General features: G+C 72.9%; 21 protein-coding genes, 1 pseudogene and 1 riboswitch. Of the genes and pseudogenes, 19 read left to right on the top strand and 3 right to left on the bottom strand.

Translation table 11 applies throughout. The annotated features are described in order from the left end of the window. The first annotated feature begins 18 nt into the window (after positions 1–18). The gene (gene aroA / locus COUCH_RS29735) at positions 19–1,284 is read left to right on the top strand and encodes a 3-phosphoshikimate 1-carboxyvinyltransferase (protein ID WP_249608517.1); all 1,266 of its coding nucleotides are present in this window, start codon (positions 19–21) and stop codon (positions 1,282–1,284) included. A 546-nt stretch (positions 1,285–1,830) separates the two neighbouring features. Here the strand turns inward: aroA and COUCH_RS29730 are convergent. The 3 genes from COUCH_RS29730 to COUCH_RS29720 are packed head-to-tail and all read right to left on the bottom strand — an operon-like array spanning position 1,831 to position 4,619. Beyond that, positions 1,831–2,610, bottom strand: a complete 780-nt coding sequence (locus COUCH_RS29730) for a TVP38/TMEM64 family protein (RefSeq protein ID WP_249608516.1) — start codon at positions 2,608–2,610, stop codon at positions 1,831–1,833. Positions 2,611–2,655: 45 nt separating this feature from the next. Continuing rightward, positions 2,656–3,366 carry a type 1 glutamine amidotransferase gene (locus tag COUCH_RS29725; protein ID WP_249608515.1) on the bottom strand — a complete coding sequence of 237 codons (711 nt, stop codon included), beginning with the start codon at positions 3,364–3,366 and terminating at the stop codon, positions 2,656–2,658. A 32-nt stretch (positions 3,367–3,398) separates the two neighbouring features. Then, positions 3,399–4,619, bottom strand: a complete 1,221-nt coding sequence (locus COUCH_RS29720; protein WP_249613845.1) for a Mur ligase family protein — start codon at positions 4,617–4,619, stop codon at positions 3,399–3,401. A gap of 470 nt (positions 4,620–5,089) precedes the next feature. Beyond that, positions 5,090–5,259: riboswitch (cyclic di-AMP (ydaO/yuaA leader) on the top strand. Positions 5,260–5,265: 6 nt separating this feature from the next. On the opposite strand from COUCH_RS29720, the gene COUCH_RS29715 reads away from it, so the two are divergent. The 18 genes and pseudogenes from COUCH_RS29715 to COUCH_RS39265 all read left to right on the top strand — a co-directional run bounded on the left by COUCH_RS29715 (position 5,266) and on the right by COUCH_RS39265 (position 25,949). Further along, the gene (locus COUCH_RS29715; protein ID WP_249608514.1) at positions 5,266–6,066 is read left to right on the top strand and encodes a C40 family peptidase; all 801 of its coding nucleotides are present in this window, start codon (positions 5,266–5,268) and stop codon (positions 6,064–6,066) included. A 501-nt stretch (positions 6,067–6,567) separates the two neighbouring features. Beyond that, on the top strand, positions 6,568–6,999 hold the full coding sequence (gene mraZ / locus COUCH_RS29710; RefSeq protein WP_249608513.1) for a division/cell wall cluster transcriptional repressor MraZ: 432 nt from the start codon (positions 6,568–6,570) through the stop codon (positions 6,997–6,999). A 227-nt stretch (positions 7,000–7,226) separates the two neighbouring features. Further along, positions 7,227–8,297 (top strand): 16S rRNA (cytosine(1402)-N(4))-methyltransferase RsmH, encoded by a 1,071-nt coding sequence (rsmH, locus tag COUCH_RS29705; protein WP_249608512.1) that lies wholly within the window; start codon positions 7,227–7,229, stop codon positions 8,295–8,297. An 8-nt stretch (positions 8,298–8,305) separates the two neighbouring features. Further along, a pseudogene (locus COUCH_RS29700) lies at positions 8,306–8,809 on the top strand (hypothetical protein); the annotation flags it as partial. Positions 8,810–9,056: 247 nt separating this feature from the next. Further along, a complete protein-coding gene (locus tag COUCH_RS29695; RefSeq protein WP_249608511.1) occupies positions 9,057–11,450 on the top strand; it encodes a penicillin-binding transpeptidase domain-containing protein in 2,394 nt (797 codons plus the stop codon). A 55-nt stretch (positions 11,451–11,505) separates the two neighbouring features. Then, positions 11,506–13,020 carry a UDP-N-acetylmuramoyl-L-alanyl-D-glutamate--2,6-diaminopimelate ligase gene (locus COUCH_RS29690; RefSeq protein ID WP_249608510.1) on the top strand — a complete coding sequence of 505 codons (1,515 nt, stop codon included), beginning with the start codon at positions 11,506–11,508 and terminating at the stop codon, positions 13,018–13,020. Then, the gene (locus COUCH_RS29685) at positions 13,017–14,411 is read left to right on the top strand and encodes a UDP-N-acetylmuramoyl-tripeptide--D-alanyl-D-alanine ligase (protein WP_249608509.1); all 1,395 of its coding nucleotides are present in this window, start codon (positions 13,017–13,019) and stop codon (positions 14,409–14,411) included. Before COUCH_RS29690 ends, COUCH_RS29685 begins: the two co-directional genes overlap by 4 nt. Beyond that, positions 14,408–15,505, top strand: coding sequence for a phospho-N-acetylmuramoyl-pentapeptide-transferase (mraY, locus tag COUCH_RS29680; RefSeq protein ID WP_199514351.1), 1,098 nt, complete (start codon positions 14,408–14,410; stop codon positions 15,503–15,505). The genes COUCH_RS29685 and mraY overlap by 4 nt, the downstream gene beginning before the upstream one ends. 63 nt (positions 15,506–15,568) lie before the next feature. Then, positions 15,569–17,026 (top strand): FtsW/RodA/SpoVE family cell cycle protein, encoded by a 1,458-nt coding sequence (locus tag COUCH_RS29675; protein WP_249608508.1) that lies wholly within the window; start codon positions 15,569–15,571, stop codon positions 17,024–17,026. Further along, positions 17,026–18,135 (top strand): undecaprenyldiphospho-muramoylpentapeptide beta-N-acetylglucosaminyltransferase, encoded by a 1,110-nt coding sequence (gene murG / locus COUCH_RS29670; RefSeq protein WP_249608507.1) that lies wholly within the window; start codon positions 17,026–17,028, stop codon positions 18,133–18,135. Before COUCH_RS29675 ends, murG begins: the two co-directional genes overlap by 1 nt. A gap of 28 nt (positions 18,136–18,163) precedes the next feature. Next, positions 18,164–19,582 carry a UDP-N-acetylmuramate--L-alanine ligase gene (gene murC, locus COUCH_RS29665; protein WP_249608506.1) on the top strand — a complete coding sequence of 473 codons (1,419 nt, stop codon included), beginning with the start codon at positions 18,164–18,166 and terminating at the stop codon, positions 19,580–19,582. Between the two features lie 21 nt (positions 19,583–19,603). Next, complete coding sequence (locus COUCH_RS29660; RefSeq protein ID WP_249608505.1) at positions 19,604–20,371, top strand: cell division protein FtsQ/DivIB; 768 nt, start codon at positions 19,604–19,606, stop codon at positions 20,369–20,371. A 298-nt stretch (positions 20,372–20,669) separates the two neighbouring features. Next, positions 20,670–21,809 carry a cell division protein FtsZ gene (ftsZ, locus tag COUCH_RS29655; RefSeq protein ID WP_249608504.1) on the top strand — a complete coding sequence of 380 codons (1,140 nt, stop codon included), beginning with the start codon at positions 20,670–20,672 and terminating at the stop codon, positions 21,807–21,809. 3 nt (positions 21,810–21,812) lie between these two features. Next, the gene (locus COUCH_RS29650; RefSeq protein ID WP_249608503.1) at positions 21,813–22,541 is read left to right on the top strand and encodes a YggS family pyridoxal phosphate-dependent enzyme; all 729 of its coding nucleotides are present in this window, start codon (positions 21,813–21,815) and stop codon (positions 22,539–22,541) included. A 224-nt stretch (positions 22,542–22,765) separates the two neighbouring features. Beyond that, a complete protein-coding gene (locus tag COUCH_RS29645) occupies positions 22,766–23,461 on the top strand; it encodes a cell division protein SepF (protein ID WP_249608502.1) in 696 nt (231 codons plus the stop codon). 24 nt (positions 23,462–23,485) lie between these two features. After that, positions 23,486–23,791 (top strand): YggT family protein, encoded by a 306-nt coding sequence (locus tag COUCH_RS29640; RefSeq protein WP_199514367.1) that lies wholly within the window; start codon positions 23,486–23,488, stop codon positions 23,789–23,791. Positions 23,792–23,851: 60 nt separating this feature from the next. Next, entirely contained in the window at positions 23,852–24,673 is an 822-nt protein-coding gene (locus COUCH_RS29635; RefSeq protein ID WP_249608501.1) for a DivIVA domain-containing protein, read from the top strand. Positions 24,674–24,722: 49 nt separating this feature from the next. Continuing rightward, on the top strand, positions 24,723–25,949 hold the full coding sequence (locus COUCH_RS39265; protein ID WP_249613958.1) for a hypothetical protein: 1,227 nt from the start codon (positions 24,723–24,725) through the stop codon (positions 25,947–25,949). Positions 25,950–26,034: the final 85 nt, after the last annotated feature.

The following is a 26,034-nucleotide window of genomic DNA, read 5'->3' as shown; positions in this document are numbered from 1 at the left end:
CGGCGTCAGAATGACCTCGTGCCTGATCTTCCGGACGTGCTGCCCGTCGCCCCGCTGACCGCGCCCCTGGACGCCACGGTGCGCCCGCCCGGCTCGAAGAGCATCACCAACCGGGCGCTGATCTGCGCCGCGCTCACCCCTGGCGCCTCGGTGCTGACCGGCGTGCTCTTCGCCGACGACACCCGGGCCATGATGTCCGCGGTCGCCGCACTCGGCGCGCGGGTCGAGGCCGACGAGGCCACGCGTACGGTCACCGTCACCGGCATCGACGCGCGAGCGGCCGCCACGGCCGGGATGATCGACGCGCGGCAGTCCGGCACCACGTCCCGGTTCATCCTGCCCGCGGCGGCGCTGCTGTCCGGCCGTACGGTCGTGGACGGCTCCGCCCAGCTGCGCGCCCGCCCGTTCGGCCCGGTCCTGGCCGCGCTGCGCGACGCCGGCGCGGTGGTCGAGGAGCTGGACCGGCCCGGCTACCTGCCCGCGGCCGTACGCGGCCCGCTGCGCGGCGGCCCGGTCGAGGTCAGCGGGCACATCTCCAGCCAGTTCCTCTCCGGGCTGCTCATGGCGGGCCCGCTGATGGCACGGGGTCTGTCCGTGTCGGTGACCTCGCCGCTCGTCTCGGTGCCGTACGTGGAGATGACCAAGGCCGTGATGGCGGCGTTCGGGGTGACCGTCGACGGCCTGGTCGTGCCCCCGGGCGGCTACCGCCCCACCCGCTACGCCGTCGAACCGGACGCCAGCGCCGCCTCCTACTTCCTCGGCGCGGCCGCCGTGGCGGGCGGCCGGGTGACGGTCGCGGGGCTGGGCACCGGCAGCCTGCAGGGCGACGTACGCTTCGCCGACGTGCTGGAGCAGATGGGCGCCACGGTGTCACGCACGGCGGACTCGGTGACGGTCAGCTCGGCCGGCCGGCTGCACGGCGTCGATGTCGACATGGCCGACATCTCGGACACGGCCCAGACGCTCGCCGCGGTCGCGGTGTATGCCGACACCCCGACCCGCGTGCGCGGCATCGGCTTCATCAGGAAGAAGGAGACCGACCGTCTCGCCGCGGTCGTCACCGAACTGCGCCGGGCCGGCATCGACGCGGTCGAGGACGAGGACGGGTTCACGATCCACCCGGGGCAGCCGCGGCCGACCCGCTTCGCCACGTACGAGGACCACCGGATGGCGATGAGCATGGCGCTGCTGGGGCTGCGGACGCCGGGCATCGAGATCCAGGACCCGGGCTGCGTCGCGAAAACCTACCCGGACTACTTCACCGACCTCGCGGCGCTCGCCTGACGACAAGGGGAATCGCTCGCCCGAACGATGTCCGGCCGGGCTGAGCGGTGTCCGGCCGGGCGGTCTCGGGCCGGGCGGTCTCGGGCCGGGCGGTCTCGGACCGAGCAAACCCGGGCCGAGCGACGTCCGGCTGGGCGTTCGGCCGGGTATGTGCGCGATGGACCGTCCGAGGGCGCGGGTCGAGGCCGCCACCCACCGGGGCGCGGACGTTCAGGCCGCAGCGGCGAGTCCGTCAGACGGCCGCGAAGGCGAGTGGACGAGCGCAATTGCTCCCGGAACGGCTGCGGCGGCCGGGCGCCGGTCAGGCGGCGGCAGGTCAGGTGGCGGCCGGTCAGGCGGCCGGGCTGGTCAGGCGGCCGGGCTGGTCAGGCGGCCGGGCTGGTCAGGCGGCCGGGCTGGTCAGGCGGCGGGCTGGTCAGGTGGGGGATCCGGTCAGCTGGGGGCCGACCAGGCGGCGGCGCCCACTCAGGCGGCCGGGCCATTCAGGCGGTGACCGGCCGGGGTCAGGTCGTGGCCGGCCGGGGGCAGGTGGTGGTGGCCGGCCGGTCAGGCGGCCGTGGGGGCCGGGGTCGCGGCGCCGGCGCGGCGGGCGGCGAGGCGCCAGCGGAGGACGATTGTCGTCGTGAGGGCGAAGCCGATCAGGGCCGGGGCCAGCGTGACCGGGTTCAGGGAGCCGGGGGAGGCCACGGCCGCGCCGATGACCGCGTACGAGACCGCCGACGGGATGGCGGCGAGCGTGGTGCCCAGGAGGTAGCGCTTGCGGCAGACCGACGTCGTGCCGTACGCGTAGCCGATGAGGCCGTAGGGGGCCAGCGGCAGGAAGCGGACCAGCAGGACCGCCGCCAGGCCGCGGCGGTTGAGCCAGCCGTCGAGGCGCTTGAGGCGGCTGCCGTTCTTGGCGCCGAGCGCGCCGCGGCCCGCCCAGCGGCCCGCGTAGTAGGTCGCGATGGCCGCGATCACGGCGGCGGCGAGGGCGGTGGCCGCGCCGGTCGCCGGGCCGAGCAGGGCGCCGCACGCCAGGGTGATGGCCGTGCGTGGCACCAGCACCGAGAGGAGCAGGCCGCCCACCACGGCGATCGCGACCGCGGCGGCCGGGCCGAGCGCGAGGACGGAATCGGCGATCGACTGCAGGGGCAACAGCGCTGCGGCGCCGCCCAGGACGGCGACGACGGAGGTGAGGACACCGAAGCGCAGGGCCCGCCGGCGCCACCCCATCGGGGCGTGCTCGAGCTCGGCGCCCGCCGGCGTGTCCGGGTTCTGCTGGCTGGCCTGAGGGTCCGCGGGGGAGATGTGCACGCCCCGCGGGGCGATCAGGGTGTCAGTCATGCAGGCGTACCGCCCCTTGGTCTCGTCGGTCCAGGAAAGTGCAGGTCAGGCGCTTGCGGCGGCGAGCCGTTCGCCTCGGAGCCGGTCGGCCCAGGTGTCGTCGAGAGGTGCAAGACTATCCGCGCCGATCGCCCAGCGCAGGAGCAGATCGGCTATATCTGGGTTGCGGGCGAGCGCCGGGCCGTGCGCGTACGTGCCGAGGATCTTCCCGTGCCACGCGCCCTCGGTGTGGCCGTCGTTGCCGATGCCGGCGGTGACCCGGGCCAGCGGTGCGACGCCCGGGCCGAGGTGGGTGCGGCCGCCGTGGTTCTCGAAGCCGGTCAGCGGCGGGAGTCCCAGCCGCGGGTCGATGTCGCCGCGCACCTCGCCGACCGCGCGGGTCTCGCCGCGGTCCGAGGAGATGTCGAGCAGGTCGAGCCCGGCGCACTGGGCTCCCTTGGCGTAGAACGATCGACCGAAGAGCTGGTAACCGGCGCACACCGCGAGCACCGCCGCGCCCTGGGCGACCGCCCGGTGCAGGCCGCCGTCGGCGATCAGGCGCTGGGCTGCCAGGGCCTGCGGGCCGTCCTCGCCGCCGCCGATGAGGTAGATGTCGGCGGTCGAGGGCATCGCCTGGTCGGAGCGCACCTGGTAGCTCTCCACCGGGATGCCACGCAGGGCGGCACGACGGGCCAGGATGAGCATGTTGCCGCGGTCGCCGTACGTCGACAGCAGGTCCGGATAGATCCAGACGATCCGGAGGACGCTCTCAGTCATGGTTTTTCCTCGGTTTTCCGCCGCGGGGAAGCTCAGTTGACACGGTCCAACTCCGCTCGGATGTCCTGGAACGCCGTGTAGTTGGCGATCACCTCGAGCCGTCCGGGCGGAGTGGCCTGGATCGCCTCGTCGAAGGTATGCACGTGCCGGAACGGCACTTCGTTCACTTCCAGGCGTACGGCGAGGTCGAAGGCGCGGTCGCCGGTGATCAGCACGGGGCGTCCGCGCAGCGGCGAGAAGTCGACGTCGTAGAGCCAGGAGGTGTCGAAGCCGTCGGGGTCCCGGGCGTTGATCGAGAGCAGCGTCGGCGCCTCCTCGGCCATGTCGAACGCCTCCAGCCAGCTCGCCGGGTTCTTGGCCAGCAGCAGCCGGATGGTGCGCCCGTCACGCTCGACCTGCGCGTAGCGGCCGGCCACGGAGGCCACGCTCGCCAGGCGGGGGACGGCCTCTATCGGGCGTACGCCGAATTCCGCGGCCAGGGCCAGCGCGGTGGCCGCGTTGCCCAGGTTGACCTGCCCGGGCAGTTGGAGTTTGACCAGGTGCCAGTCGCCGCGGGGGTCGACGACGCCCTCGTCCTCGACGGTCCACTGGGCCTGGGGGCGGCGCAGCGTGCAGCCGGTGCACCACCAGTCGCCCTGGGCCCGGTTGATGGGGGCGCCGCACTCGGGGCAGACCCACGAGTCGTCGGTCCACCGCTGCCCGGCGCTGAACCAGGTGACGTGGCCGGCGCCGACCGCGGACCAGACCACCATCGGGTCGTCGGCGTTGGCCACGACGTGCACGTCCGGGTGGGCGGCGAGGGCGGTGCGCCACAGCTGCGCCATCATCGCCACCTCCTTGGCCCGGTCGAGCTGGTCGCGGGAGAGGTTGAGCAGGGCCACGACGCGTGGGGTCGTCTCGTCGATCACGCGGGCCAGATAGTGCTCGTCGACCTCGAGCACGGCGAACGGGGTCGCGCCCGCCTTCGCCAGCGCGGAGGTGTGCCCGGTGGGCATGTTGGCGCCGAAGGAGTTGGTGGCGACCGGCCCGAGCACGCCGAGCGCGGCGGCGGCGAACCGGGTCGTCGTGGTCTTGCCGTTGGTGCCCGAGACGAGTGCGATCGCCCGCCCGGAGGCGAGGTTGCGCAGCAGGTCAGGATCGATCTTCAGGCCGATCCAGCCGCCGATCACAGAGCCGTCGCCGCGACCGGCCGCGCGTGAGAGCGCGGCGGCCGTGCGCGACACGGAACTCGCAACCTTGGCCCGCAGGGGCATCTTCCCGTCCGTCACGGGACACGAGGGTACCGGAAACGGACACTACGTCGAGTGGCGCCGGGTGGGCTGTGGACAACGGCCCGCCGTGGGGGAGCCGGTTCCGCCGAAAGGGGGAGCCCGGTCGGTCGTCCGGTGCCGAGTTTGCGCCGGTGGGGACGTTTGGGGAGGCATTCGCCCGACCTTCCCCGCGTCCGGGAACTGCCCGGCCACGGCTTTTTGTGTGTTCTGATTCACCCGTAACCTTCGACGTTTCGTGATCGTCTGACCGCTTTCCGTATCGGCATTTGTCACGTGCCAGTCACAAAACGGACACGGTCTTTCGTGCCAAACACGGAGAGTGACGAACCACGGGCTGACGGTCGGCCGGAAAATCGGGTAGGCAGGGTGGGCCGGTGAGCGCCCGCTCGCCGCTCGTACCAGGCTGGCCACGCCGAGCCCTGCCCCGGCCTGCCAGGTGCGACCACACAGCACGTGAACAACCACAAAGGCATATGGGGGCAGGGACGGGGGACCCAATTCCGGTCCGCTGCGAGCCACCTCGGCCCGCACGACCTTGGGGTGAAGCCGCCACCTGAGCGGCCGGGCACACCTTCCCGCCCGAACCCGACAGCTAACCTCGCAGGCGTGCCGGAGGGATATCTCTACCGTGCACGAACGCAGTTCGAGCCGTGGCCGCCGCACGTCCGTCGGCACCGGAACCGTCGCACTGTCCCTGGGTCTCTGCCTCTGCGCCGGCCAGCTGGTCGCGACGCCGGCAGCGTCCGCCGCTCCGGTCACCACGGCGGCAGCGGTCAAGTCCGTCAAGCCCAAGCAGACCGTCAAGTACAGCAAGCGGACGGTCGCGTGGGGGTCGTCGGTCAAGGTCACGACCAAGCTGATCGACCCGAAGAACGGCAAGAAGGTCGTCTACGGGTCGGTCCGTCTGCAGTCGAAGATCAACGGCAAGTGGAAGACCTGGCAGACCAAGCGGACGAGGACCGGGACGGTCAGCTTCACCACGAAGCCCGGCACCTCGTCCTGGTACCGCACGTACTACACCGGCACCAAGGGCCTGACCCCGGCCGCCACCAAGGCCGTCAAGATCAAGGTCAAGGCCAGCGGCGCGAAGATCCTCGCCGAGGCCAAGAGGCACAAGGGCGCCCCGTACCGCTTCGGCGCGTCGGGCCCCAAGCGCTTCGACTGCTCCGGCTACACGATGTACGTGTACCGCAAGGCCGCCGGCAAGAAGCTGCCGCACAAGGCCAACTCGCAGCAGCGGTACGGCTCGTCGGTCAGCAAGAGCAAGAAGAAGGCGGGCGACCTGCTCGTCTTCCGGTCCGGCTCGTACGGCACCCACGTGGGCATCTACGCGGGTGGCGGCTACATGTGGGCCGCGCCGCACACCGGTTCCTCGGTGAAGAAGCAGAAGGTCTACAGCAGCAACTACGTCGTCCGGCGAATGGTCTGACGCACGTCGGTACGCTGAGGTAGGCAAGCAGGACGACAGTTCAGTAGGGCGCGACCCGGTGCGGGTCGCGCCCTACTGTCGTCTCCGCACCGTGGGGCACCCCCGACGCCGGCGGACATGGCCGGAACCGCGGTGTGATCTTCTGCCCGTTCTCCTTGACGGCACTGCCCGGATGCCCTCCACTTCGCGCCCCCCGGCCCCTCCACTTCCCTCCCGGGAGCCCTTCCGGCCGCGGGATAGACCCGATTTCAGGGGAGATTTCGACCCCGTTGCGCCCCGTGTCGGAAAGTGGACCTTGATCGGGGCGGCTGCGCCCTCCACTTCGGCCCACCGCCTCTGACGTGCGCTTTCATCCGCGAATCCGGTTCGCGGACGGGCCGATTCCGGTTGCGGGTGGAGGGAAGTGGAGTAGAGTGGAGCGCAGTGGCAGGGCCGGAGTGGACCTGCCGGCCCGAGCGAACCGGCGGACCGCGAACCGCCACTGGGCAGGGGGGTTGGCCGATGTTCCTCGGCACACACACCCCGCGCCTGGACGACAAGGGCCGGCTGATCCTTCCGGCGAAGTTCCGGGACGAGCTGGCGGGAGGTGTCGTGATCACCAAGGGACAGGAACGCTGTCTGTACGTGTTCCCGATGCCGGAGTTCCAGCGCATCGCCGGGCAGCTTCGCGACCAGCCGGTCACCAACAAGGCCGCCCGGGCCTACAGCCGGGTGTTCTTCGCCAGCGCGCACGACGAGATCCCCGACAAGCAGGGCCGGGTCACCATCCCGGTGCACCTGCGCGAGTACGCGACGCTCGACCGCGAGCTCGTGGTGATCGGCGCGAGCACGCGGGTGGAGATCTGGGACAAGCAGTCCTGGGAGCAGTACCTCTCGGCGAGCGAGGACGAGTTCGCCGACATCGAGGAGGGGGTGCTGCCCGGCGGACTGTAGTGCGAGCTGCCGGCCGCCTTGGTGGTCCGGACGTCGCTGCCGCCGTACTGCGAGATCTCCAGCCGCTCCCGCTCCTGGCGCCTCTTCCCCGGCGCCAGGCGTGAGTCCGAATGCGGCGCGCCCGCTTGGCACCCGGGCACGAGCGGATGGGGATCTGGCGGTACGGAAGACGACCGGACGCCGATCGGGAACGAACGGCCGCGTAGCGCGCGGGAAAGAGCGGGGCGATGGGGGTCGACATGGGGGAGCTGCGCGGCACGCACGTGCCGGTGCTGCTCGAGCGCTGTCTCGAGCTGCTCGCCCCCGCGCTGGATCGCCGGGGGGCGGTCCACGTCGACTTCACGCTCGGGCTCGGCGGGCACGCCGAGGCGGTGCTGGAACGGCACCCCGACACCGTCCTCGTCGGACTCGACCGCGACCTCGAGGCGCTCGCGCACTCGCGGCGCCGGCTCGAACGGTTCGCCGGCCGCACGCACCTGGTGCACGCGGTGTACGACGAGCTGCCGGAGGTCCTCGCGGACCTGGGCTACCCCGCGTTCCACAGTGGGCTGTTCGACCTGGGCGTCTCGTCGCTGCAGCTGGACGAGGCGGACCGGGGCTTCGCGTACGCGAAGGACGCGCCGCTGGACATGCGGATGGACCAGTCCCGCGGGATCACCGCGGAGGAGGTCGTCAACGGGTACGAGCCCGGCGAGCTCGTCCGCATCCTCCGGCAGTACGGCGAGGAGAAGTTCGCGCAGCGCATCGTCTCGGCGATCGTCCGGGAGCGGGCGAAGGGGCGGATCGTCTCCTCGGCGCGGCTCGCCGACCTGGTCCGGGACGCCATCCCGGCCGCCGCGCGGCGAACGGGTGGAAATCCCGCGAAAAGAACGTTTCAGGCGCTACGTATTGAGGTAAATGCGGAGCTCGCCGCGCTCGAGTCCGCGGTACCGGCTGCTTTGGACTTGTTGGCCCCGAAAGGGCGCCTTGTGGTGATGTCGTATCAATCATTGGAGGACCGGATCGTCAAGCGCGCCCTGGCCGAGAGGGCGCGCAGCACCGGTCCGGTCGACCTGCCGGTCGAGCTGCCGGGGACGGGACCGAGCCTGCGGCTGCTGACCCGCGGATCGGAGCCGCCGACGGCGGCGGAGGTCGCGGAGAACCCGCGGGCGGCTTCGGTGAAGCTGCGCGCGGCGGAACGGATCGACGAGCAGGACCAGGCACGAGGGGCCGCCCGCGAACGGCCCCGGATGTCTGCCACGCACGGGGGACGAGGGCGGCGACGCCCGGGGGAACACCAGGAGGGGGAGGGGCATTGAGCGAGCGCATGTCGGCAGCGCCGCGGTCGGGGGGCCGGACCGCGGAGCAGCCGCAGAAGGGCCGGCGTACGCCGGTCGGCACGAAGGGGGCGGCGCGGGGGGCGCGCCAGTTCCCCGTCCAGGGCACCACCGCGCTGAAGCTCGACGCCGAGCAGCAGCGGGACACGGTCGCGACGCCGCGCCTGCGGGTCGCGCCGCCCGCACCGATCAACGCCCCGCGGGCGCCGTTCATCGCGCTGGTGGTGGCGGTGGTGGTGGCCGGTGTGCTGGGCATCCTGATGATCAACACGAAGACGGCGGAGAACTCGTTCCAGCTCGACTCGCTGCAGAAGCGGCAGTCCGATCTGGACGCGCGGCAGCAGGCGCTGGAGAACGAGATCGCCGCCAACAACATGCCCGGCAGCCTGGACGCGGCCGCCCGCCGGCTCGGGCTGGTCAGGGCGGACTCGCCGGCGTACATCCGGCTTCCCGACGGCAAGGTCTTCGGCGTGCCGAAGCCGGGCAGCGGTGAGCCGGCGGTGACCGCGCAGGACCCGCAGGAGTCGGCCGCGGCGGTGCAGCGGGCGAAGGCCACCCAGGACGCGACCACCCAGGACGTGACCGGGGCGGCGACCCGGCAGGGCACGACGGCAGGCCAGACGGCGACCGGACAGACGACGGGTCAGGCGACGGGTCAGACGGCGACCGGTCAGACCGCGACGGGGACGGGCCAGACGGCCACGGGGACGGGCACGTCCCCGGTGACAGGGCAGTAGCGCGGTGCCACCGCGTTCGGACGAGACGCCGCGCCGGGGCCAGGAGCCCCGGCGCGGCGCTTCTGCACGCGAGCAGGCTTCCGGCGCCGACGACGAGCGCGGCCGGGGCTTCGGGGGGATCGGCGACGCGCGGGCGTACACGCCGCGGGGCCGTACGGTGCGCGAGGGCGACCAGCGCACCCGGTCGCCCCGCAGCGGGCGTACGAGCGACCCGTTCCGCCCCGCGCTGCAGGTTCTCGACGGCGGCCGTCCGCCCCGTGAGCGTCGCCGGGACGCCGAGGAGGAGCCGCCGCAGCCGCGGCGCGGCCGGGACCGCGACGCGCAGGCCGAGCCGCGCGGGGCACGCGAGCGCCGGCGTGACGACGACGCCCGGGAGAGCCGGGCGCGCAAAGGCCGCGAGCAGGGCGGGCGCGACGAGCCGCGCGGACGGGTGCAGGCCGGGCGTGGTGAGCCGACACGCGTGACCGCGGGTGCCGGGCGTACCCGGTCCACCGCCAGCCCACGGCGCGGTGCTGCGCCGCGTACCGAAACCGCCGGGCGGCCCGGACGCGAACGCCGCGTCGCGGCAGCGCCCGGGCCACGACGCGACCCGGGCGGACGGCCCGGCGCCGCCAGGCCCGGCACCCGGCGTCCCGGGCCGGTCCTGCCCGCCGAGCCGCCGAAGCTGGCCAACAGCACCAGGCGGCTGCGGCTGGGCACCGTTCTCGCGCTGTCCCTGTTCGTGGCGATCGGGGTGCGCCTCGTGGTGCTGCAGGTCGGCGACCCGCCGGCGGACGCGCAGAACGTGCTGGAGTGGCGGCAGACCCGGGTCGTGCTGCCCGCGCCGCGCGGCAGCATCCTCGACCGGTCGGGGGCCGTGCTGGCGCACAGCGTCGAGGCCCGTTACATCTACGCCGACCCCGAGATGGTCAAGGACCCGGTCGCCACCGCCGCGCGCCTGTCGCCGCTGCTCGGCGTGCCACAGTCCAAACTGCTCCAGCTGATGGCGAAGAAGAAGCGGCCCGGCGGCGGCGCGTCCCAGTTCGAGTACCTGGCCCGCGGCGTCGACATCGCCGTCGCCGACCGGATCAAGGGTCTCAACCTGCCCGGCATCGGCTCCGGCCGCGACGAGCGCCGGGACGTCCCCGGCGCCGACCTGGCGGCCAACCTGATCGGCTTCACCGGCGAGGACCACACCGGCCTGGAAGGCATCGAGGCGCGCTACGACGAGCTGCTGCGCGGCACCGACGGCGAGAAGGTCTACGAGGTGGGCCAGGGCGACCTCGCCAAGGAGATCCCCGGCGGCTACCACCGGGAGACCCCGGCCGCGCCCGGCTCGTCGATCCAGCTCACCATCGACCGGGACCTGCAGTTCGAGGTGCAGCGCTACCTCACCCAGCAGATGAAGAAGGTGCAGGCCACGGTGGCCGGCGCGATCGTGCTGGACGCCCGTACCGGCGAGGTCCTGGCGCAGGCCAGCTACCCGACGTACAACGCGCAGAAGCCGTTCGACTTCAAGCCGACGGAGCGGGTGGACGCCGTCTCCAGCGTCATCTCCGACCCGGGCTCGACGCACAAGGCGTTCACGATCGGTGCGGCCCTGCAGGAAGGCGTCATCGGCAAGAACTCCCAGATCACCGTCGGCCGCGCGCTGATGCTGGGCGGCACGCCGTTCAAGGACGACCACCCCTTCCCGAACGGTACGAAGCTGAGCATCCCGCAGGTGCTGGCGTACTCGTCGAACGTCGGCACGATCCGGATCGGGCAGAAGCTCGGCAAGGACAAGCTGTACGAGTACCAGCAGAAGTTCGGCCTGGGCCGGGCCACCAACGAGGGCATGCCCGGCGAGGCGACCGGGCGGCTGCTCAGCCCGGACGAGTGGAGCGGCTCGGCGTGGGGTTCGGTGCCGATCGGCCACAGCGTCGACGCGACCCTGCTGCAGATGGCGGCCGGGTACGCGGCCATCGCCAACGACGGCGTCTACATCCAGCCGCACCTCATCCGGTCCACGATCTCCGGCCGGGACGGCATGGTGACCACGCCCGCGCCGCCGGAGACCCACGAGGTGCTCAGCCCGCAGACCGCCCGCGACCTGCGCGAGATGATGGAGGCCGTGGTCGACGCGAAGGGCGCCACCGGCACCCGCGCGAAGGTCGAGGGCTACCGCGTCTCCGGCAAGACCGGCACCGGCAAGATGCTCGTCGACGGGCAGTACACCAGCCACAACGCGGGTTCCTTCATCGGCATGGCGCCGGCCGAGAACCCGCGCTTCGTCGTCGGGGTCTTCGCCGACGTGCCCGACGGCACCGGCGGCGTCGTGGCCGCGCCGGCGTTCAGCAAGATGATGGGCTCGGCGCTGCTCCACTACCGTGTGCCGCCGTCCGGTACCCCGCCGCCGACGTTCGAGTGGAAGGACTGACGCCGCCGGATGGCGTTCGCAGCACGGGCCGGGTCACCGGGTAGGGTCTGACGCCGTGTCCGGCATTCCTCGTCCCCAGACCGTCCGGCCGTACCGGCTGGCCGACCTCGCGCCGCTCGTCGGCGCGCCGGCCCCCGGCACGGACGGCGAGGTCACGGGGGTGACCCACGCCAGCGGCGAGGTCCACCCCGGAGACCTGTACGCCGCCCTGCCGGGTGCCCGCCGGCACGGCGCCGAGTTCGTGGCCGCCGCCGCGCAGGCCGGCGCCGCCGCCGTGCTGACCGACCCGGCCGGCGCCGCAGCCGCGGAGGCCGCGGGGCTTCCGGTGCTCGTCGTCCCGGAGCCACGTGCCGTGCTCGGCGTGGCCGCCTCGGCGATCTACGGAGACCCCACGGCGTCGCTGACCGTCATCGGGCTCACCGGCACCGCGGGCAAGACCTCGACGGCGTACCTCGTGGAGTCGGGGCTGCGGGCGGCGGGGCTGACCACCGGGCTGATCGGCACGGTCGAGACCCGGCTGGGCGACCTCGTGGTGGACAGCGTCCGCACCACGCCGGAGGCCACCGACCTGCACGCGATCCTCGCGGCCGCCGTCGAGCGCGGCGTGCAGGCCGTGGTGATGGAGGTGTCGAGCCACGCCCTGGCCATGGGCCGCGTCGGCGGGGTGCGGTTCACGGTCGGCGGCTACACCAACTTCGGTCTCGACCACCTCGACTTCCACGCCGACGCCGACGACTACTTCGCGGCCAAGGCGAAGCTCTTCGACGGCCGCTGCCGTTTCGAGGTGCTCAACGCCGACGACCCGGCGCTCAAGCCGCTGTACAAGCCGGACACCATCGACTACTCGGCCGCGGGTGACACCTCGGCCACCTGGTCGGCGGCCGAGGTCGCCGGCGACGCCTTCGGGCAGCGGTTCACCGCCCGTGGGCCGGCCGGCGACGTACGCGCCGGGGTGGCGCTGCCCGGCCGGCACAACGTGGCGAACGCGCTGCTCGCCCTCGCCGCGCTGACCGCCGCCGGCATCGACCCGCAGGTGGCCGCGGACGGCATCGCGGCGTGCCCGGGGGTGCCGGGCCGGCTGGAGCGGGTGGAGTCGCCGGGCGACGTGCTCGGTGTCGTCGACTACGCGCACAAGCCGGACGCGATCGTGGCCGCTCTGACGGCGCTGCGCGAGCTGGCCACGGCCCGCGGCGGCCGGCTGGTCTGCGTGATCGGCGCCGGCGGCGACCGGGACAAGGGCAAACGGCCGCTGATGGGCGCCGCCGCGGCCCGCGGCGCCGACCTGGTGGTCGTCACCGACGACAACCCGCGAACCGAGGACCCCGCGGCGGTGCGTGCCGCGGTGCGGCAGGGCGCGGAGCAGGCCGGTGCGCCGGCGAAGATCATCGAGGTGGCGGGCCGCCGGGCCGCCGTCGACGAGGCGGTACGGCTGGCCGGCGCCGGCGACGTCGTGGCCGTCCTCGGCAAGGGACACGAACGGGGCCAGGAGGTGAACGGCGAGGTGCTGCCGTTCGACGACCGGATCGAGCTCGCCGCCGCGCTGGCCGTACGCCCGGGCGGTGCCGCTTGATCCGCATGACGCTCGACGAGATCGCCGCGGTCACCGGAGGGCGCCTCGTCAACGCCGGCCCGGACGCGACCGTCACCGGCCCGGTGGAGTACGACTCGCGCGCGCTGCTGCCCGGCGGGCTCTTCGTCGCCTTCGCGGGCGAGAAGGTGGACGGCCACGACTACGCCGCCAGGGCTGTCGCGGCCGGTGCCGCCGGCGTGCTCGGCAGCCGCGACACCGGTCAGCCGGGCGTGGTCGCCGACGACCCGCTCGCCGCGCTGGCGAAGCTCGCGCACGTCGTGGTGGGGCGGCTGCCCGAGCTGACCGTCGTGGGGCTCACCGGCTCGTCCGGCAAGACCACGACCAAGGACTACATCGGGCAACTGCTCGCCCGGCTCGGCGAGACGGTGGCGCCCGCGGGGTCGCTCAACAACGAGCTCGGGTTCCCCTACACGGTGCTGAAGGCGACGACCGGCACGCGGTTCCTGGTGCTCGAGATGGGCGCCCGGGGGATCGGGCACATCGCGTACCTGGCCGGCATCGCGGCCCCGCGGATCGGCGTGGTGCTCAACGTCGGCGCCGCGCACATCGGCGAGTTCGGGTCGGTCGAGGGCACCGCGCGGGCGAAGGGCGAGCTGGTCGAGAGCCTGCCGGCCGACGGGCTCGCCGTGCTCAACGCCGACGACGAGCTGGTCTCGGCGATGGCTTCGCGCACGCGGGCCCGCGTCGTGTTCACCGGTGAGTCGGAGCGGGCGGACGTGCGCGCCACGGACGTGCGGCTCGACGAGCGGGGGCGGGCGGCGTACACGCTGGTGGCCCCGGACGGGAGCACCGCGCCCGTACGGCTCGCCGTGACCGGCCGGCACCAGGTGGCCAACACGCTCGCCGCCGCGGCCGTCGCGCTCGAGGCCGGGATGCCGGTCGGCGCGGTCGCCGCCGCGCTCGGCGAGGTGGGCATCGTCTCCAGCCGGCGCATGGACGTCTTCGACCGCCCGGACGGGGTCACGGTCATCGACGACTCGTACAACGCCAACCCGTCGTCGACGGCGGCCGCCCTGCGCGCGCTCGCCGCGATGGGGGAGGGCCGGCGTACGGTCGCCGTGCTGGGCTTCATGGCCGAGCTCGGCGAGTACGAGGAGTCCGGCCACCGCGACGTCGGCCGGCTCGCCGCCGAGCTGGGCGTGGACCGGCTCGTCGCGGTCGCCGAGGCTGCCCCGGTCCTGGACGGGGCCGCGGCCGTGCAGGAATGGAAGGGCGAGCCCATCGCCGCCGCGGACCAGGCGGCCGCCATCGCCGCCGTGCTGGGCGATCTGCGCCCGGGCGACGTCGTGCTCGTCAAGGGTTCGCGTTACCGCACGTGGGAGGTGGCCGACGCGCTGCGCGCGGAGGCCGCCGAGGAGGTTGGCCCGTGAGGGCAGTCATCGTCGCGGCCGCGGTCGCGTTCATCATCTCGCTGTTCGGCACCCCGGTCGCCATCCGCGTGTTCACCGCGCTGAAGGCCGGTCAGCCGATCCGCGCGGTCGGACCGGCCAGCCACCAGGGCAAGAAGGGCACGCCCACGATGGGCGGCGTGGCGTTCATCGTCGCGACGGTGCTGGCGTACGTGGCCGGGCACGTCGCGCTGACCACGCTGCCGTCGCAGCAGATCGCCCAGGTCCAGCCGACGATGACCGCGCTGGTGCTGCTCGGGCTGTTCGTCTTCTGCGGCGCGGTCGGCTTCCTCGACGACTTCCTCAAGGTGCGCAAGCGGCACTCCGGCGGCCTGAGCGCGAAGGGCAAGCTGCTCGGCCAGCTGCTCGTCGGTGGCGGCCTGGGCGTGGCGGCGCTGTACGTGCCCAGCACCAACGGCCAGACCGTGGCGAGCGAGCACATCTCGTTCATCCGCGACATCAGCCTGCTCGACGTCGGCAAGGTCGGCTCGGTCATCGTGTTCGTCTTCGTCATCATGTCGATGTCGAACGGCGTGAACCTCACCGACGGCCTCGACGGGCTGGCGACCGGCGCCTCGATCCTGGTGCTGGGGACGTACGCGCTGATCGGTTTCTGGCAGTACAGGCACTGGTGCGGTGACATCAACTACACCGGCGACTACTGCTACGAGGTCCGGGACCCGTTGGAGATCGCGCTGATCGCCGCGGCCGCGGCCGGCGCCTGCGTGGGCTTCCTGTGGTGGAACACCTCGCCGGCGCGGATCTTCATGGGCGACACCGGCGCGCTGGGGCTGGGCGGGCTCATCGGCGGCCTCGCCATGGCGACCCGCACCACGCTGCTGTCGATCATCATCGGCGGGCTCTTCGTCATCATCACGATGTCCGTGGTGATCCAGATCATCTCGTTCAAGACCACCGGCAAACGGGTCTTCCGGATGTCGCCGCTGCAGCACCATTTCGAGCTCGCGGGCTGGAGCGAGGTCAACATCGTGGTGCGGTTCTGGATCGTCGCCGGCATCTGCGTGGCGATCGGCCTGGGGCTGTTCTACAGCGACTTCCTGCGGGTCATGGGATAGATCTCCCGCGACACGCCACGCCGGAACCGAGGGCTGGCGTGTCGCGCCACCATGATGGTGGTCATGGTGGAGGAGAAGCCTGAGTCCCGGACCACGGTGACGGTGTCACCGGCCGCCACCGTGCAACCCGCGCCGCCGCCGGTACGCCCGAAGACGCTCAGCCAGCAGCTCCTGCCCGCGGTGCACGGCCTGCTGGCCCGGCCGCTGTCCTCGTACTACCTGCTGATCGCCAGCTCCGGCCTGCTGCTGCTGATCGGGCTGACCATGGTGTTCTCGGCGACCAGCGTCAAGGCGTACGAGGAATCCGGCAACGCCTTCACCGCCGTGAGCAACCAGCTGGTCTTCGCGGTGATCGGCCTGATCGGGTTCTGGGTGTGCCAGCGCCTGCCCGCCGCGACCCTGCGCTTCTTCGGCGTCTGGATCCTCGGCATCGCGGTGGTGCTGCTCTGCGTGCTCGACCTGCTGATGGCCATGGGCGCGGTCGGCATCCTCACCCCGTCGAAGACCGGCGCGGTCAGCCTCGGCCCGGTCACGGCTGACCTGCTCTGGCTGTACATCGGTCCCATCGGCCTGCAGCCGTCGGAGTTCGTCAAGTTCGGCGTGGTGCTCTGGGGCGCCGACATCATCGCGCGCAAGGGCGCCGACCTGGGCTACTGGCGCGAGCTGTCGATGCCGCTGTTCCCGGTCGTGGGCGTGCTGTTCGTGCTCGTCGGCTACAACGACCTGGGCACGATGCTGGTGCTGCTGGCGCTGATCATCGGCCTGCTGTGGGCCGCGGGCGTGCGGACGCGGGTGTTCGCCGCGCTCGGCGTGCTGGGCCTGGCCGGCGTCGGGCTGCTCATCGCCGCGGCCTCGCGCGGTGCGGGCTCCGGTTCGACCGACGCCCCGAACTACCGGCTGCTGCGCATCACCATGTGGCTGGACATGCCGAAGAACTGCAACCTCGGCTACTGCTACCAGATGCTGCAGGCCAAGTCGGCGATCTACGAGGGCGGCTGGTTCGGGGTGGGCCTCGGCAAGGGCGCGCTCAAGTGGAACTGGCTGCCGGCCGCCGACAACGACTTCATCTACGCCGTGGTCGCCGAGGAACTGGGCGTGGTCGGCTGCATGGTCATCGCGATCCTGTTCGCCGTGCTCGCGTACACCGGGTTCCGGATCGCGCGCCGCGTCGACGACCCGTTCCGCCGCCTCGCCGCGACCGGCATCACCACCTGGCTCGTCGCCCAGGCCGTGATCAACATGGGCGGCGTGATCGGCCTGCTGCCGCTGACCGGCGTGCCGCTGCCGCTCATCTCCGCAGGTGGCAGCGCCCTCGTCGTGACGATGGCCGGGGTCGGCATCCTGGCCTCGTTCGCCCGCGCGGAGCCCGACGCGGCGCGGGCCCTGCACGCCCGTCCGCCCGCCCGATGGGTACGGCTACTCTGGGCCCCGCTGCCGCCGCTCCCCCCGCCGCGGCGGCCGGGTCCGTCGCGCCCTGGGAACCGGGCACCTGTGAGCAAGGGGGGTGTTAGGAGAGGGTGATGGGTTCGCTCCGGTCGGTGGTACTCGCCGGAGGAGGCACCGGCGGTCACATCTACCCGCTGCTCGCCTTCGCCGACGCGCTGCGCCGCCACTTCCCCGAGGTGCGGATCACCACCCTCGGCAGCCCGAAGGGGATGGAGAACGACCTCATCCCGCCCGCCGGCTACGACCTGCGCGTCATCCCGGCGTTCCAGCTGCCGCGCTCGATCAACCTCAACCTGCTGCGCACCCCGGACCGCATGTACAAGTCCGCGCACGCCGCCGGCAAGATCCTCGACGAGGTGCAGGCCGACGTGGTGGTCGGCTTCGGCGGGTACGTGTCGGTGCCGGCGTACCTGGCGGCGTGGCGGCGCGAGCTGCCGATCGTCATCCACGAGGTCAACGTGCCGCCGGGAGTCGCCAACCGGATGGGCATGAAGTTCACCAAGAACATCGCGGTGGGGTTCCCGAGCCAGCCCAAGGCCGCCGAGTCGCTGCGCGACGCCCGCGTGGTCGGGGTGCCGCTGCGCACGGCGATCGCCCGGATGGACCGCGCCGCCTTGCGCCCGCAGGCCCTGCAGCACTTCGGCCTGCGTCCCGACCTGCCGGTGCTGTTCGTTTCCGGCGGCTCCTCCGGCGCGCGCACCATCAACCTGGCGGTCGCCGAGGCGGCCAAGAAGATCACCCACTCCGGCATCCAGGTGCTGCACGTGCAGGGCGGCCGCAACGACCCGTTCGAGGTGCCCAGCGACCTGCCGGTGCCGTACGTGGTGGTGCCGTACCTGTCCGACATGCAGCTCGGCTACGCCGCCGCCGACCTCATGCTGTGCCGCGGCGGCGCGATCACGGTCGCCGAGACCACCGCGATCGGCATGCCGGCCATCTACGTGCCGTACCCGCACAGCAACCAGGAGCAGAAGCGCAACGCCCTGCCCGTGGTGGAGTCGGGTGGCGGCCTGCTCGTGGACAATGCCGAGCTCACCCCGGAGTGGATCGAGCGTACGGTGATCCCGCTCGCCCGTGACCCGCAGCGGCTCGCCGCGATGGGTCGGGCGGCGGGCGCGTACGGCCGGCGCGACGGCGACGAGGCGCTGCTGGACTTCGTGTGCGAGGCGGTCGGCCGGCGATGAACGTTTCTGTGAGTAGGGAGAGCGCGGAGTGAACACGGCGGAGCTGAAGCCGGCCGGCGGGTTGACCGCCGAGGACCTGGGCACCGTCCACCTCATCGGCATCGGCGGTGTCGGCATGGGTGGCCTGGCCCGGCTGTTGCTTACCCGAGGCGTACCCGTCTCCGGCAGCGAGCTGCGGGAATGGCCCGCGCTCGCGGCGCTGCGCGCGCTGGGTGGCACCGTCCACATGGCGCACGAGGCGGCCAACCTGGACGGCGTCGACACCGTCGTCTACTCGTCCGCGATCCCGCAGGACCACGTGGAGATCGCCGAGGCGCGCCGGCGCGGGCTGCGGGTGCTGCACCGCTCCGAGGCCCTGGCGGCGGCGATGACCGGGCGCCGCACGATCGCGGTGGCCGGCACCCACGGCAAGACCACCACCACGTCGATCATGACGGTGATCCTGCAGCACGCCGGCGAGGATCCGTCGTTCGTCATCGGCGGCGAGATCTCCGCGGCCGGCTCCAACGGGCACCACGGCTCCGGCTCCTACTTCGTGGCCGAGGCCGACGAGAGCGACAAGTCGTTCCTGGTGTACCGCCCGCACGTCGCGATCGTCACCAACATCGAGGGCGACCACCTCAACAACTGGGGCGACCTCGACGGGCTCAAGGCCGGCTTCCTCGACTTCGCCCGGCTCACCGACGACGACGGGTTCGTGGTGACGTGCGCCGACGACGACGGCGTGCAGGAGCTCATCGCGGCGCTGCGCGCCGAGGGCAGGACCGTCTACACGTACGGCGAGAGCGAGGCGGCCGATCTGCGGATCACCGACGTGGTCTCGTCCGTGCAGGGCGTGCGCTACCAGGCGACGCTCGACGGCAAGCCGCTGGGCGAGATCACGCTCGCGCTGCCGGGGCGGCACATGGGGCTCAACAGCGCCGCCGCCGTGCTGACCGCGCTGCGGCTGGGCCTGCCGCTCGACAAGATCACCGAGGCGCTCGGTTCCTTCCCGGGCGTGCGCCGCCGGTTCGAGCGCAAGGGCACGGTCGCCGGGGTACGCGTCTACGACGAGTACGCGTACCACCCGACCTCGGTGAAGGCGGCGCTGCGGACCCTGCGCGAGGTGGCCGGCGACGGGCGGCTCGTGGTGGTGTTCCAGCCGTACCGCGTCTACCGCACCCGCGACCTGCAGGCCGAGCTCGCCGAGGGGCTGGCGATCGCCGACGAGGTGATCGTCATGGAGGTGTTCGGTCCGGGGGAGACCCGCGGGCCCGGCGAGGGTGGCGCCGCGCTCACCGCGGCGATCGACCTGCCGGCGGAGCGCAAGATCTTCCTGCCGTCGTGGGAGGACGTGCCGGCCGAGGTGGTCAAGCGCAGCCGACCGGGCGACGTGGTGGTCACCATGGGCGCGCCGCCGATCTCGCTGATGGGCGACGAGCTGCTGGCCGCGCTGGCGGACAGCTGACGACAGCGGCCGGGGGGCGCGATGAGCGACGGGGGCAGGCGCAACTGGCGGCTGGTACGGGCGGACACCGACGCCGTGCCGCCGTCGGTCCGGCGGTTCATGGCCCGCGCCCGGCAGCGCCGGCTGCGGGCGGCGATGCCCTGGGCGGTCACGCTGGGCGTGCTGCTGGTGGCGGGCGGGCTCGCCTGGCTGGTGTACGGGACGTCGGTGCTGGGCGTCCGCCAGGTGCGGGTGGTCGGCACCGACTCGCTCACCGTGGAACAGGTCGAGCAGGCCGCGGCGGTACCCATGGCCGAGCCGCTGGCCCGGGTCGACCTGGACGGGATCCGGGACCGGGTGCAGGCGCTGCCGGCCGTCGAGCGGGCCGTCGTGTCGCGCGGGTGGCCCTCCACGGTCGAGGTGCAGGTCGTGGAGCGTACGGCCGTGGCCGCCGTACCGATGGGTGAGGGGTTCTCGCTCCTGGACGCCGAAGGCGTCGCGTTCCGCACGGTGGCGCGGCGGCCGTCCGGCCTGCCCGTGGCGAAGCTCGCCGCGCCCGGCCCGGCCGACATCAACACGCGGTCGGCGCTGGTGGTCCTCTCGTCGCTCACCGCCGAGCTGCGCGAGCAGCTCGTCTCGATCTCCGTGCCGGCGCCGGCCCAGGTCAGCCTGGGGTTGCGCAGGAACAGGACGATCGTGTGGGGCGACGACACGGACAGCGAGAAGAAGGCTCAGGTGGCGACCGCGCTGCTGGCCCGCAAGGGCGACACGATCGATGTGAGCGCGCCGACGGTGGTCACCATCCGCTGAGCCGCCCCGCCGCTAACCGGACAAGAGGCGCCAAACGTCTCATTACGTCGAAGGTTACGGCTGAGTCGGATAGTGGGCTCGTAAGCGGACGCCGACACGCCGCGTTGGTCCTTGGATCGGGCGACACGTCCGCTTACGTTGCCCCGAGAGGCTCAGTGGTTGACATAACACTAAGCCTCTAGTAGAGGGTGAGGGTTTCCTCGCCCTCCCTTGTACGGAGCGGACGTCGATGGCGGTTCTCTGGCCGGACCGCTGGGGCCTCGACGTCCGCCAACCCTGGAAGGGAAGGCTGAGCCCGATGACACCTCCGCACAACTATCTGGCGGTCATCAAGGTCGTCGGCATCGGTGGCGGCGGCGTGAACGCCGTGAACCGCATGATCGAGGTAGGGCTCAAGGGAGTCGAGTTCATCGCGATCAACACCGATGCCCAGGCGCTGCTGATGTCCGACGCCGACGTCAAGCTCGACGTCGGCCGGGAGCTGACCCGCGGCCTCGGCGCCGGAGCGCAGCCCGAGGTCGGCAAGAACGCCGCCGAGGACCACCGCGACGAGATCGAAGAGGTGCTCAAGGGCGCCGACATGGTCTTCGTCACCTGTGGCGAGGGCGGCGGCACCGGTACGGGCGGCGCCCCCGTGGTCGCGAACATCGCCCGCAAGCTCGGCGCGCTGACCATCGGCGTGGTCACCCGGCCGTTCTCGTTCGAGGGCAAGCGCCGCCAGGTGCAGGCCGAGTCCGGCATCGACGAGCTGCGCAACCAGTGCGACACCCTGATCGTCATCCCGAACGACCGGCTGCTCGCCCTCGGCGACCGCGGCATCAGCATGATGGACGCGTTCCGCCAGGCCGACCAGGTGCTGCTCTCCGGCGTGCAGGGCATCACCGACCTGATCACCACGCCGGGCCTGATCAACCTCGACTTCGCCGACGTCAAGAGCGTCATGAGCGGCGCCGGCAGCGCGCTCATGGGCATCGGCAGCGCCCGCGGTGACAACCGCGCGGTCGAGGCCGCCGAGAAGGCGATCTCCAGCCCGCTGCTCGAGCAGAGCATGGACGGCGCCCGCGGCGTGCTGCTCTCCATCGCCGGCGGCTCGGACCTCGGCCTCTTCGAGATCAACGACGCGGCCCAGCTGGTCACCGACGCGGCGCACCCGGACGCCAACATCATCTTCGGCGCCGTCATCGACGACGCGCTCGGCGACGAGGTCCGGGTCACGGTCATCGCCGCCGGCTTCGACGGGGGTACGCCCTCGTACAAGCCGGTGGAGACGGCCCGCAAGGTGGTGCAGCAGCCGGTGGCGCCGCCCGCGGTGACGCCCAGCGTGCCCGCGCCGGTCAGCCCGGCGGCCACGACGCCGCCCGCCGCGACCACCCCGCCGCCGCGCCGGGTGCTCTTCGACGACGTCGACGTGCCGGACTTCCTCAAGAACGGTTCCTGACGCTTGGCGGACCAGGCGCGCCGCGCCCAGCTGGCGGCCTCGCTCGACGAGGTCCGCGAGCGGATCGCGCGCGCCTGTGCCGCCGCCGGCCGCGACCCGGGCGAGGTGGCCCTGGTCGCGGTGACCAAGACGTACCCGGCGAGCGACGTGGTGCTGCTCGCCGGACTCGGCGTCACCGACGTCGGGGAGAACAAGGACCAGGAGGCAGCCGCCAAGGCCGCCGCGGTCGCCGAGGCGGGGGTCTCGGTGCGGTGGCACTTCGTGGGGCAGTTGCAGCGCAACAAGGCCAGGTCCGTGGCGCGGTACGCGGACATGGTGGAGTCGGTGGACTCGCTGCGGCTGGCGTCGGCTCTCGACGCCGCCGCGCAGAAGCACCGTGAGGCGCCGCTCGACGTGCTCATCCAGGTCAGCATCGACGGGGATCCCGCGCGGGGCGGCGCGGTGGACTCCGCCGAGGACTCCGACCGCGATCTCTGGCAGCTCGCGGACGCCGTCGCCGCGGCCGGCGGCCTGCGACTGCGGGGGCTCATGGCGGTCGCGCCGCGGGAGTGGGAGCCCGATCGCGCGTTCGAGCGGCTGGCCGGGCTGGCCGCCCGGCTGCGCCGGTCGTACCCGGACGCGACGGTGCTGTCGGCGGGCATGAGCGGGGACCTCGAGCAGGCCGTCCGGCACGGGGCGACACACGTACGGATCGGTACTTCTTTGCTCGGGATGCGAAACCCGCTGCGGTAGCCTTGCGGCGGGCAGCAAACTACATACGTGTTGTTTATGCGCGACGTGCTCCGGCCGCCGCGCCCGACGACGCAGCGTCGTGACGGGCGCCGGGGTCAGCTAGGTTTCAAGATCACGGAATCCGTGCAAGGGGGGAAGCGGCACGCCGGGGGAAGCGGGCCGTACACGGACGGAGGTGGGGGCATGGACGAGCGGTTCGGCGCCGAGCAGGGTCTGGTGATCACATGAGCGCACTGCGCAAGGCGGGCGTGTGGCTCGGTCTCGTCGAGGAGGACGACCAGTACGACGACCGCGGCTACCGCGACGGCGGCTACCGCGAGCGGGAGCGCGACCGCGACTCCGGCTACCGCTACGCCGACGAGTACGCCGACGACGAGGACGACGTCGACGAGGCGCCGTCGCTGCCGCGGGCGCGCGCGTCCGAGCGGGGCAGCGGCCGCCTGGAGCGGGCCGCCGCGGCGCTCGACCGCGAGGAGCACGAGCGGGCCGAGCGTGCGGAGCGGGGCAGCGTCCGGTCGATCACCCGTCCGGCCACGCCGGCCGGCGACTCGTCCGGGGCCATGAGCTACCACACGCGGGAGAACCTGGCCCTCGCGCCGCAGCCGCAGGTCCAGCAGCAGCGTCCGGTCGAGGACGAGCAGCGGTACCAGATCACCACGCTGCACCCGACGACGTACCGGGAGGCCCGCACCATCGGCGAGCACTTCCGCGACGGGGTGCCGGTGATCATCAACCTCACCGAGATGGACGAGGGCGACGCCCGCCGGCTCGTCGACTTCGCCGCCGGGCTGGCCTTCGGCCTGCGCGGTACGATCGAGCGCGTGACCAACCGGGTTTTCCTGCTCTCGCCGGCCAACGTCCAGGTCACCGCGGAGGACAAGGCCAAGATCGCTGAGGGCGGCTTCTTCACCCAGAGTTGACCCCTAACGAGGGACCCGCCTGTCGTGCTGTCGATCGTGTTCCAGATCATCTATCTGTTGGTCTACGTGTTCTTCCTGACCCTGCTGGGCCGGTTCGTCCTGGGTGCGGTGCTGCAGTACGGGCGCCGCTGGCAGCCGGGCCGGGGGGCGTCGGCGGCATTGGAGTCGGTGTGGAGCGTCACTGATCCACCCCTCAAGGCGTTGAGGCGTGTGATCCCACCGCTTCGAATTGGTACCGTGAGTTTGGACCTGGCGTCCCTGGTCCTGCTGGTTATCCTGTTCGTGCTTTTGAATCTCGTGTTAGCGCCTCTGATCCGGACCTTCGCCTGACCGCGGAGGGCCTGATCGGCTGAGCGCCCCACGCGGCCGCAACTGACCCGAGGAGTTTCGATGCCGCTGACCCCGGCCGACGTGCACAACGTCGCCTTCAAGAAGCCCCCGATCGGCAAGCGGGGGTATGACGAGGAGGAGGTCGACGCCTTCCTGGACGAGGTCGAGCGTGAACTCGCCCGTCTGATCGAGGAGAACAACGAGCTGCGTGCCCAGGTGGAGCGCGGCGGTCGGGGTGGCGCGCCAGCCGGTCCGAGTGCCGACCCGCGGATGGCCGCCGAGCTCAACGAGATGAAGGCGCAGCTGGACCGCGTCCAGCGCGACAAGACGGCGGCCGAGCAGGCGGCCCGGCAGATGCAGGCCGAGCTCGAGCAGGTCCGGGCCCAGGGCCCGGTCGGCGGCGGCCCGTCCTCCTCCGGCGGCGGCGACGGCGAGCAGCAGGCGCTGCGGGTCCTCATGATGGCCCAGCGCACCGCCGACGACCACGTGTCCGACGCGCGCCGCGAGGCCGACAAGCTTCTCTCCGACGCCCGCTCCAAGGCGGAGGAGGTCACCCGCGAGGCCCGCGCCAAGGCCGACGCCCTCGAGCGCGACGCCCGCCAGCGCCACCAGGAGGCCATGGGCGGCCTGGACGCCAAGCGGTCCGCGCTGCAGAAGCACATCGAGGAGCTGAAGCAGTTCGAGCGCGAGTACCGCACCCGGCTCAAGGCGTACCTCGAGAGCCAGCTGCGCGACCTCGACGGCCGGGGCCAGGGCCTCGAGGCCGAGCTGGGCCGGGCCGACGCCAACCGCGCGGTCGGCGGCTCGGGCGGTCTGGCCGCGGCGGGCCTCGCCGGCTCGTACGGCGGCAGCCGCGCCAACTCGATCGAGACGGGCCGCTGAGCGCCTGCATCACCCCTCTCGGAACCAACCACCGCGGCGGGGATGAGCCATGATCGTTGTCAGTCTGCTGCTCATCCTCGTCGCCGTGATTCTGCTCGTCCTCGGCCTGGCCGCAGGCTCGAGCGGGCTCCTGATCAGCTCCATCGTCGCCAGCCTGCTGGCCGCGGTGGCCCTGGTCGTGGGCGCCCGCCAGGCCGCGGCCGGCCGGCGCGCCGTCGGCGAACCCCTCACCGCCGACCCCGACGACATCCAGCCGGCCGAGCCCTTCGCGGGCACCGGCCGCCGGCGCCCGGCCGAGCCGGACCCGGCAGAGGCCTTCCTCGCCGCCCAGTCGCGGACGTCCGCGGCTTCCGAACGGTCCGCCGCGGCCGCCGACGACCTGTACGGCGAACCGCCGGGCGACGTGCGCACGGAGGACGAGTCGTCGGGCGACCGCTTCGACGACGCTCTCGACAACGGCCTCGACGACGAGGAGACAAGGACCGCATCCGGCCGGGACGCCGCCTATGCCGCGGGTCAGCGCGACACCGAGGCGGCCCTCACGGGTGCGTCCCGGACGGCCACCGGCCCGGACGTCACCCAGCGGATCGAGCCGGACACCGAGCCGGCCGGCACCCCCGGCGACGCCGGTGCGGACCACGTCCCGTACTCGGGTACGGACACGGACCGCACCGCCGCCCGGGCACCGCAGGGCGCCGACTACGACCAGGCCTCCTCGGTCATCGGCGGCGCCCGCGCCGAGGACGACGACTCCTGGCGCCGGGCTCGCGGGGAAGAAGCGGAGAACGACGGCCCGGGACGCGCCGGTGCGCCGGCCGCCTCGGAGCCGGCGGGCGGGTTCGCCTCGGCGCCGGATTCCCGGTCGGCGGCCGGCGGCTTCGGGTCGGCGACGGATCCCGAGGGGCCGGCGGGCGGCTTCGGGCCGGCCTCCGACTCCCGGTCGGCGGCCGATGGCTTCGGGCCGGCGGCGGATTCCGGGGCGGTGGCCGGCTCCGGCGCGGCCGCCGGCGAGTTCGGCGAGCCGGACCCGGACGACCCCGACGACGAGCCGCCGCCGCAGCGGGTCCGCCCCGCCGACGCGGTGCGCGTGGCCCGCATGGACGCCGAGGTCGTGGTCGTGGACGGCCGCCCGCGCTACCACCTCGCCGACTGCCCCCACCTGCCGGGCCGCTCCACCGAGGCGCTGCCCGTGGCGGAGGCGGTGGAACTGGGGTTCAGCCCCTGCGGGCTGTGCCGGCCGGTCGACCGGCTCGTCGCGGCCGCCACCCGGTCCTGACGCCGCCGGTCCGGGACGTGGCGCCGCCGCGTCCCGGACGAGGCCGTCGGAGTCACCGCTGGTCACCGGCCGACCCCGCTTCGGC

The sequence above is a fragment of the Couchioplanes caeruleus genome, from assembly GCF_023499255.1.
Taxonomy (GTDB): Bacteria; Actinomycetota; Actinomycetes; order Mycobacteriales; family Micromonosporaceae; genus Actinoplanes; species Actinoplanes caeruleus_A.
The sequence above is the reverse complement of the archived record's forward strand: the minus strand, read 5'-3'. Positions and strand labels throughout refer to the sequence as shown.

What these genes read in the sequence shown, in the direction of transcription:
- COUCH_RS29730 (WP_249608516.1), bottom strand. Translation starts at nt 2,610, where the DNA reads ATGACTGACACCCTGATCGCCCCGCGGGGCGTGCACATCTCCCCCGCG.
- COUCH_RS29725 (WP_249608515.1), bottom strand. Translation starts at nt 3,366, where the DNA reads ATGACTGAGAGCGTCCTCCGGATCGTCTGGATCTATCCGGACCTGCTG.
- COUCH_RS29720 (WP_249613845.1), bottom strand. Translation starts at nt 4,619, where the DNA reads ATGCCCCTGCGGGCCAAGGTTGCGAGTTCCGTGTCGCGCACGGCCGCC.
- mraZ (WP_249608513.1), top strand. Translation starts at nt 6,568, where the DNA reads ATGTTCCTCGGCACACACACCCCGCGCCTGGACGACAAGGGCCGGCTG.
- rsmH (WP_249608512.1), top strand. Translation starts at nt 7,227, where the DNA reads ATGGGGGTCGACATGGGGGAGCTGCGCGGCACGCACGTGCCGGTGCTG.
- COUCH_RS29675 (WP_249608508.1), top strand. Translation starts at nt 15,569, where the DNA reads ATGGTGGAGGAGAAGCCTGAGTCCCGGACCACGGTGACGGTGTCACCG.
- murG (WP_249608507.1), top strand. Translation starts at nt 17,026, where the DNA reads ATGGGTTCGCTCCGGTCGGTGGTACTCGCCGGAGGAGGCACCGGCGGT.
- COUCH_RS29660 (WP_249608505.1), top strand. Translation starts at nt 19,604, where the DNA reads ATGAGCGACGGGGGCAGGCGCAACTGGCGGCTGGTACGGGCGGACACC.
- ftsZ (WP_249608504.1), top strand. Translation starts at nt 20,670, where the DNA reads ATGACACCTCCGCACAACTATCTGGCGGTCATCAAGGTCGTCGGCATC.
- COUCH_RS29645 (WP_249608502.1), top strand. Translation starts at nt 22,766, where the DNA reads ATGAGCGCACTGCGCAAGGCGGGCGTGTGGCTCGGTCTCGTCGAGGAG.
- COUCH_RS29635 (WP_249608501.1), top strand. Translation starts at nt 23,852, where the DNA reads ATGCCGCTGACCCCGGCCGACGTGCACAACGTCGCCTTCAAGAAGCCC.
- COUCH_RS39265 (WP_249613958.1), top strand. Translation starts at nt 24,723, where the DNA reads ATGATCGTTGTCAGTCTGCTGCTCATCCTCGTCGCCGTGATTCTGCTC.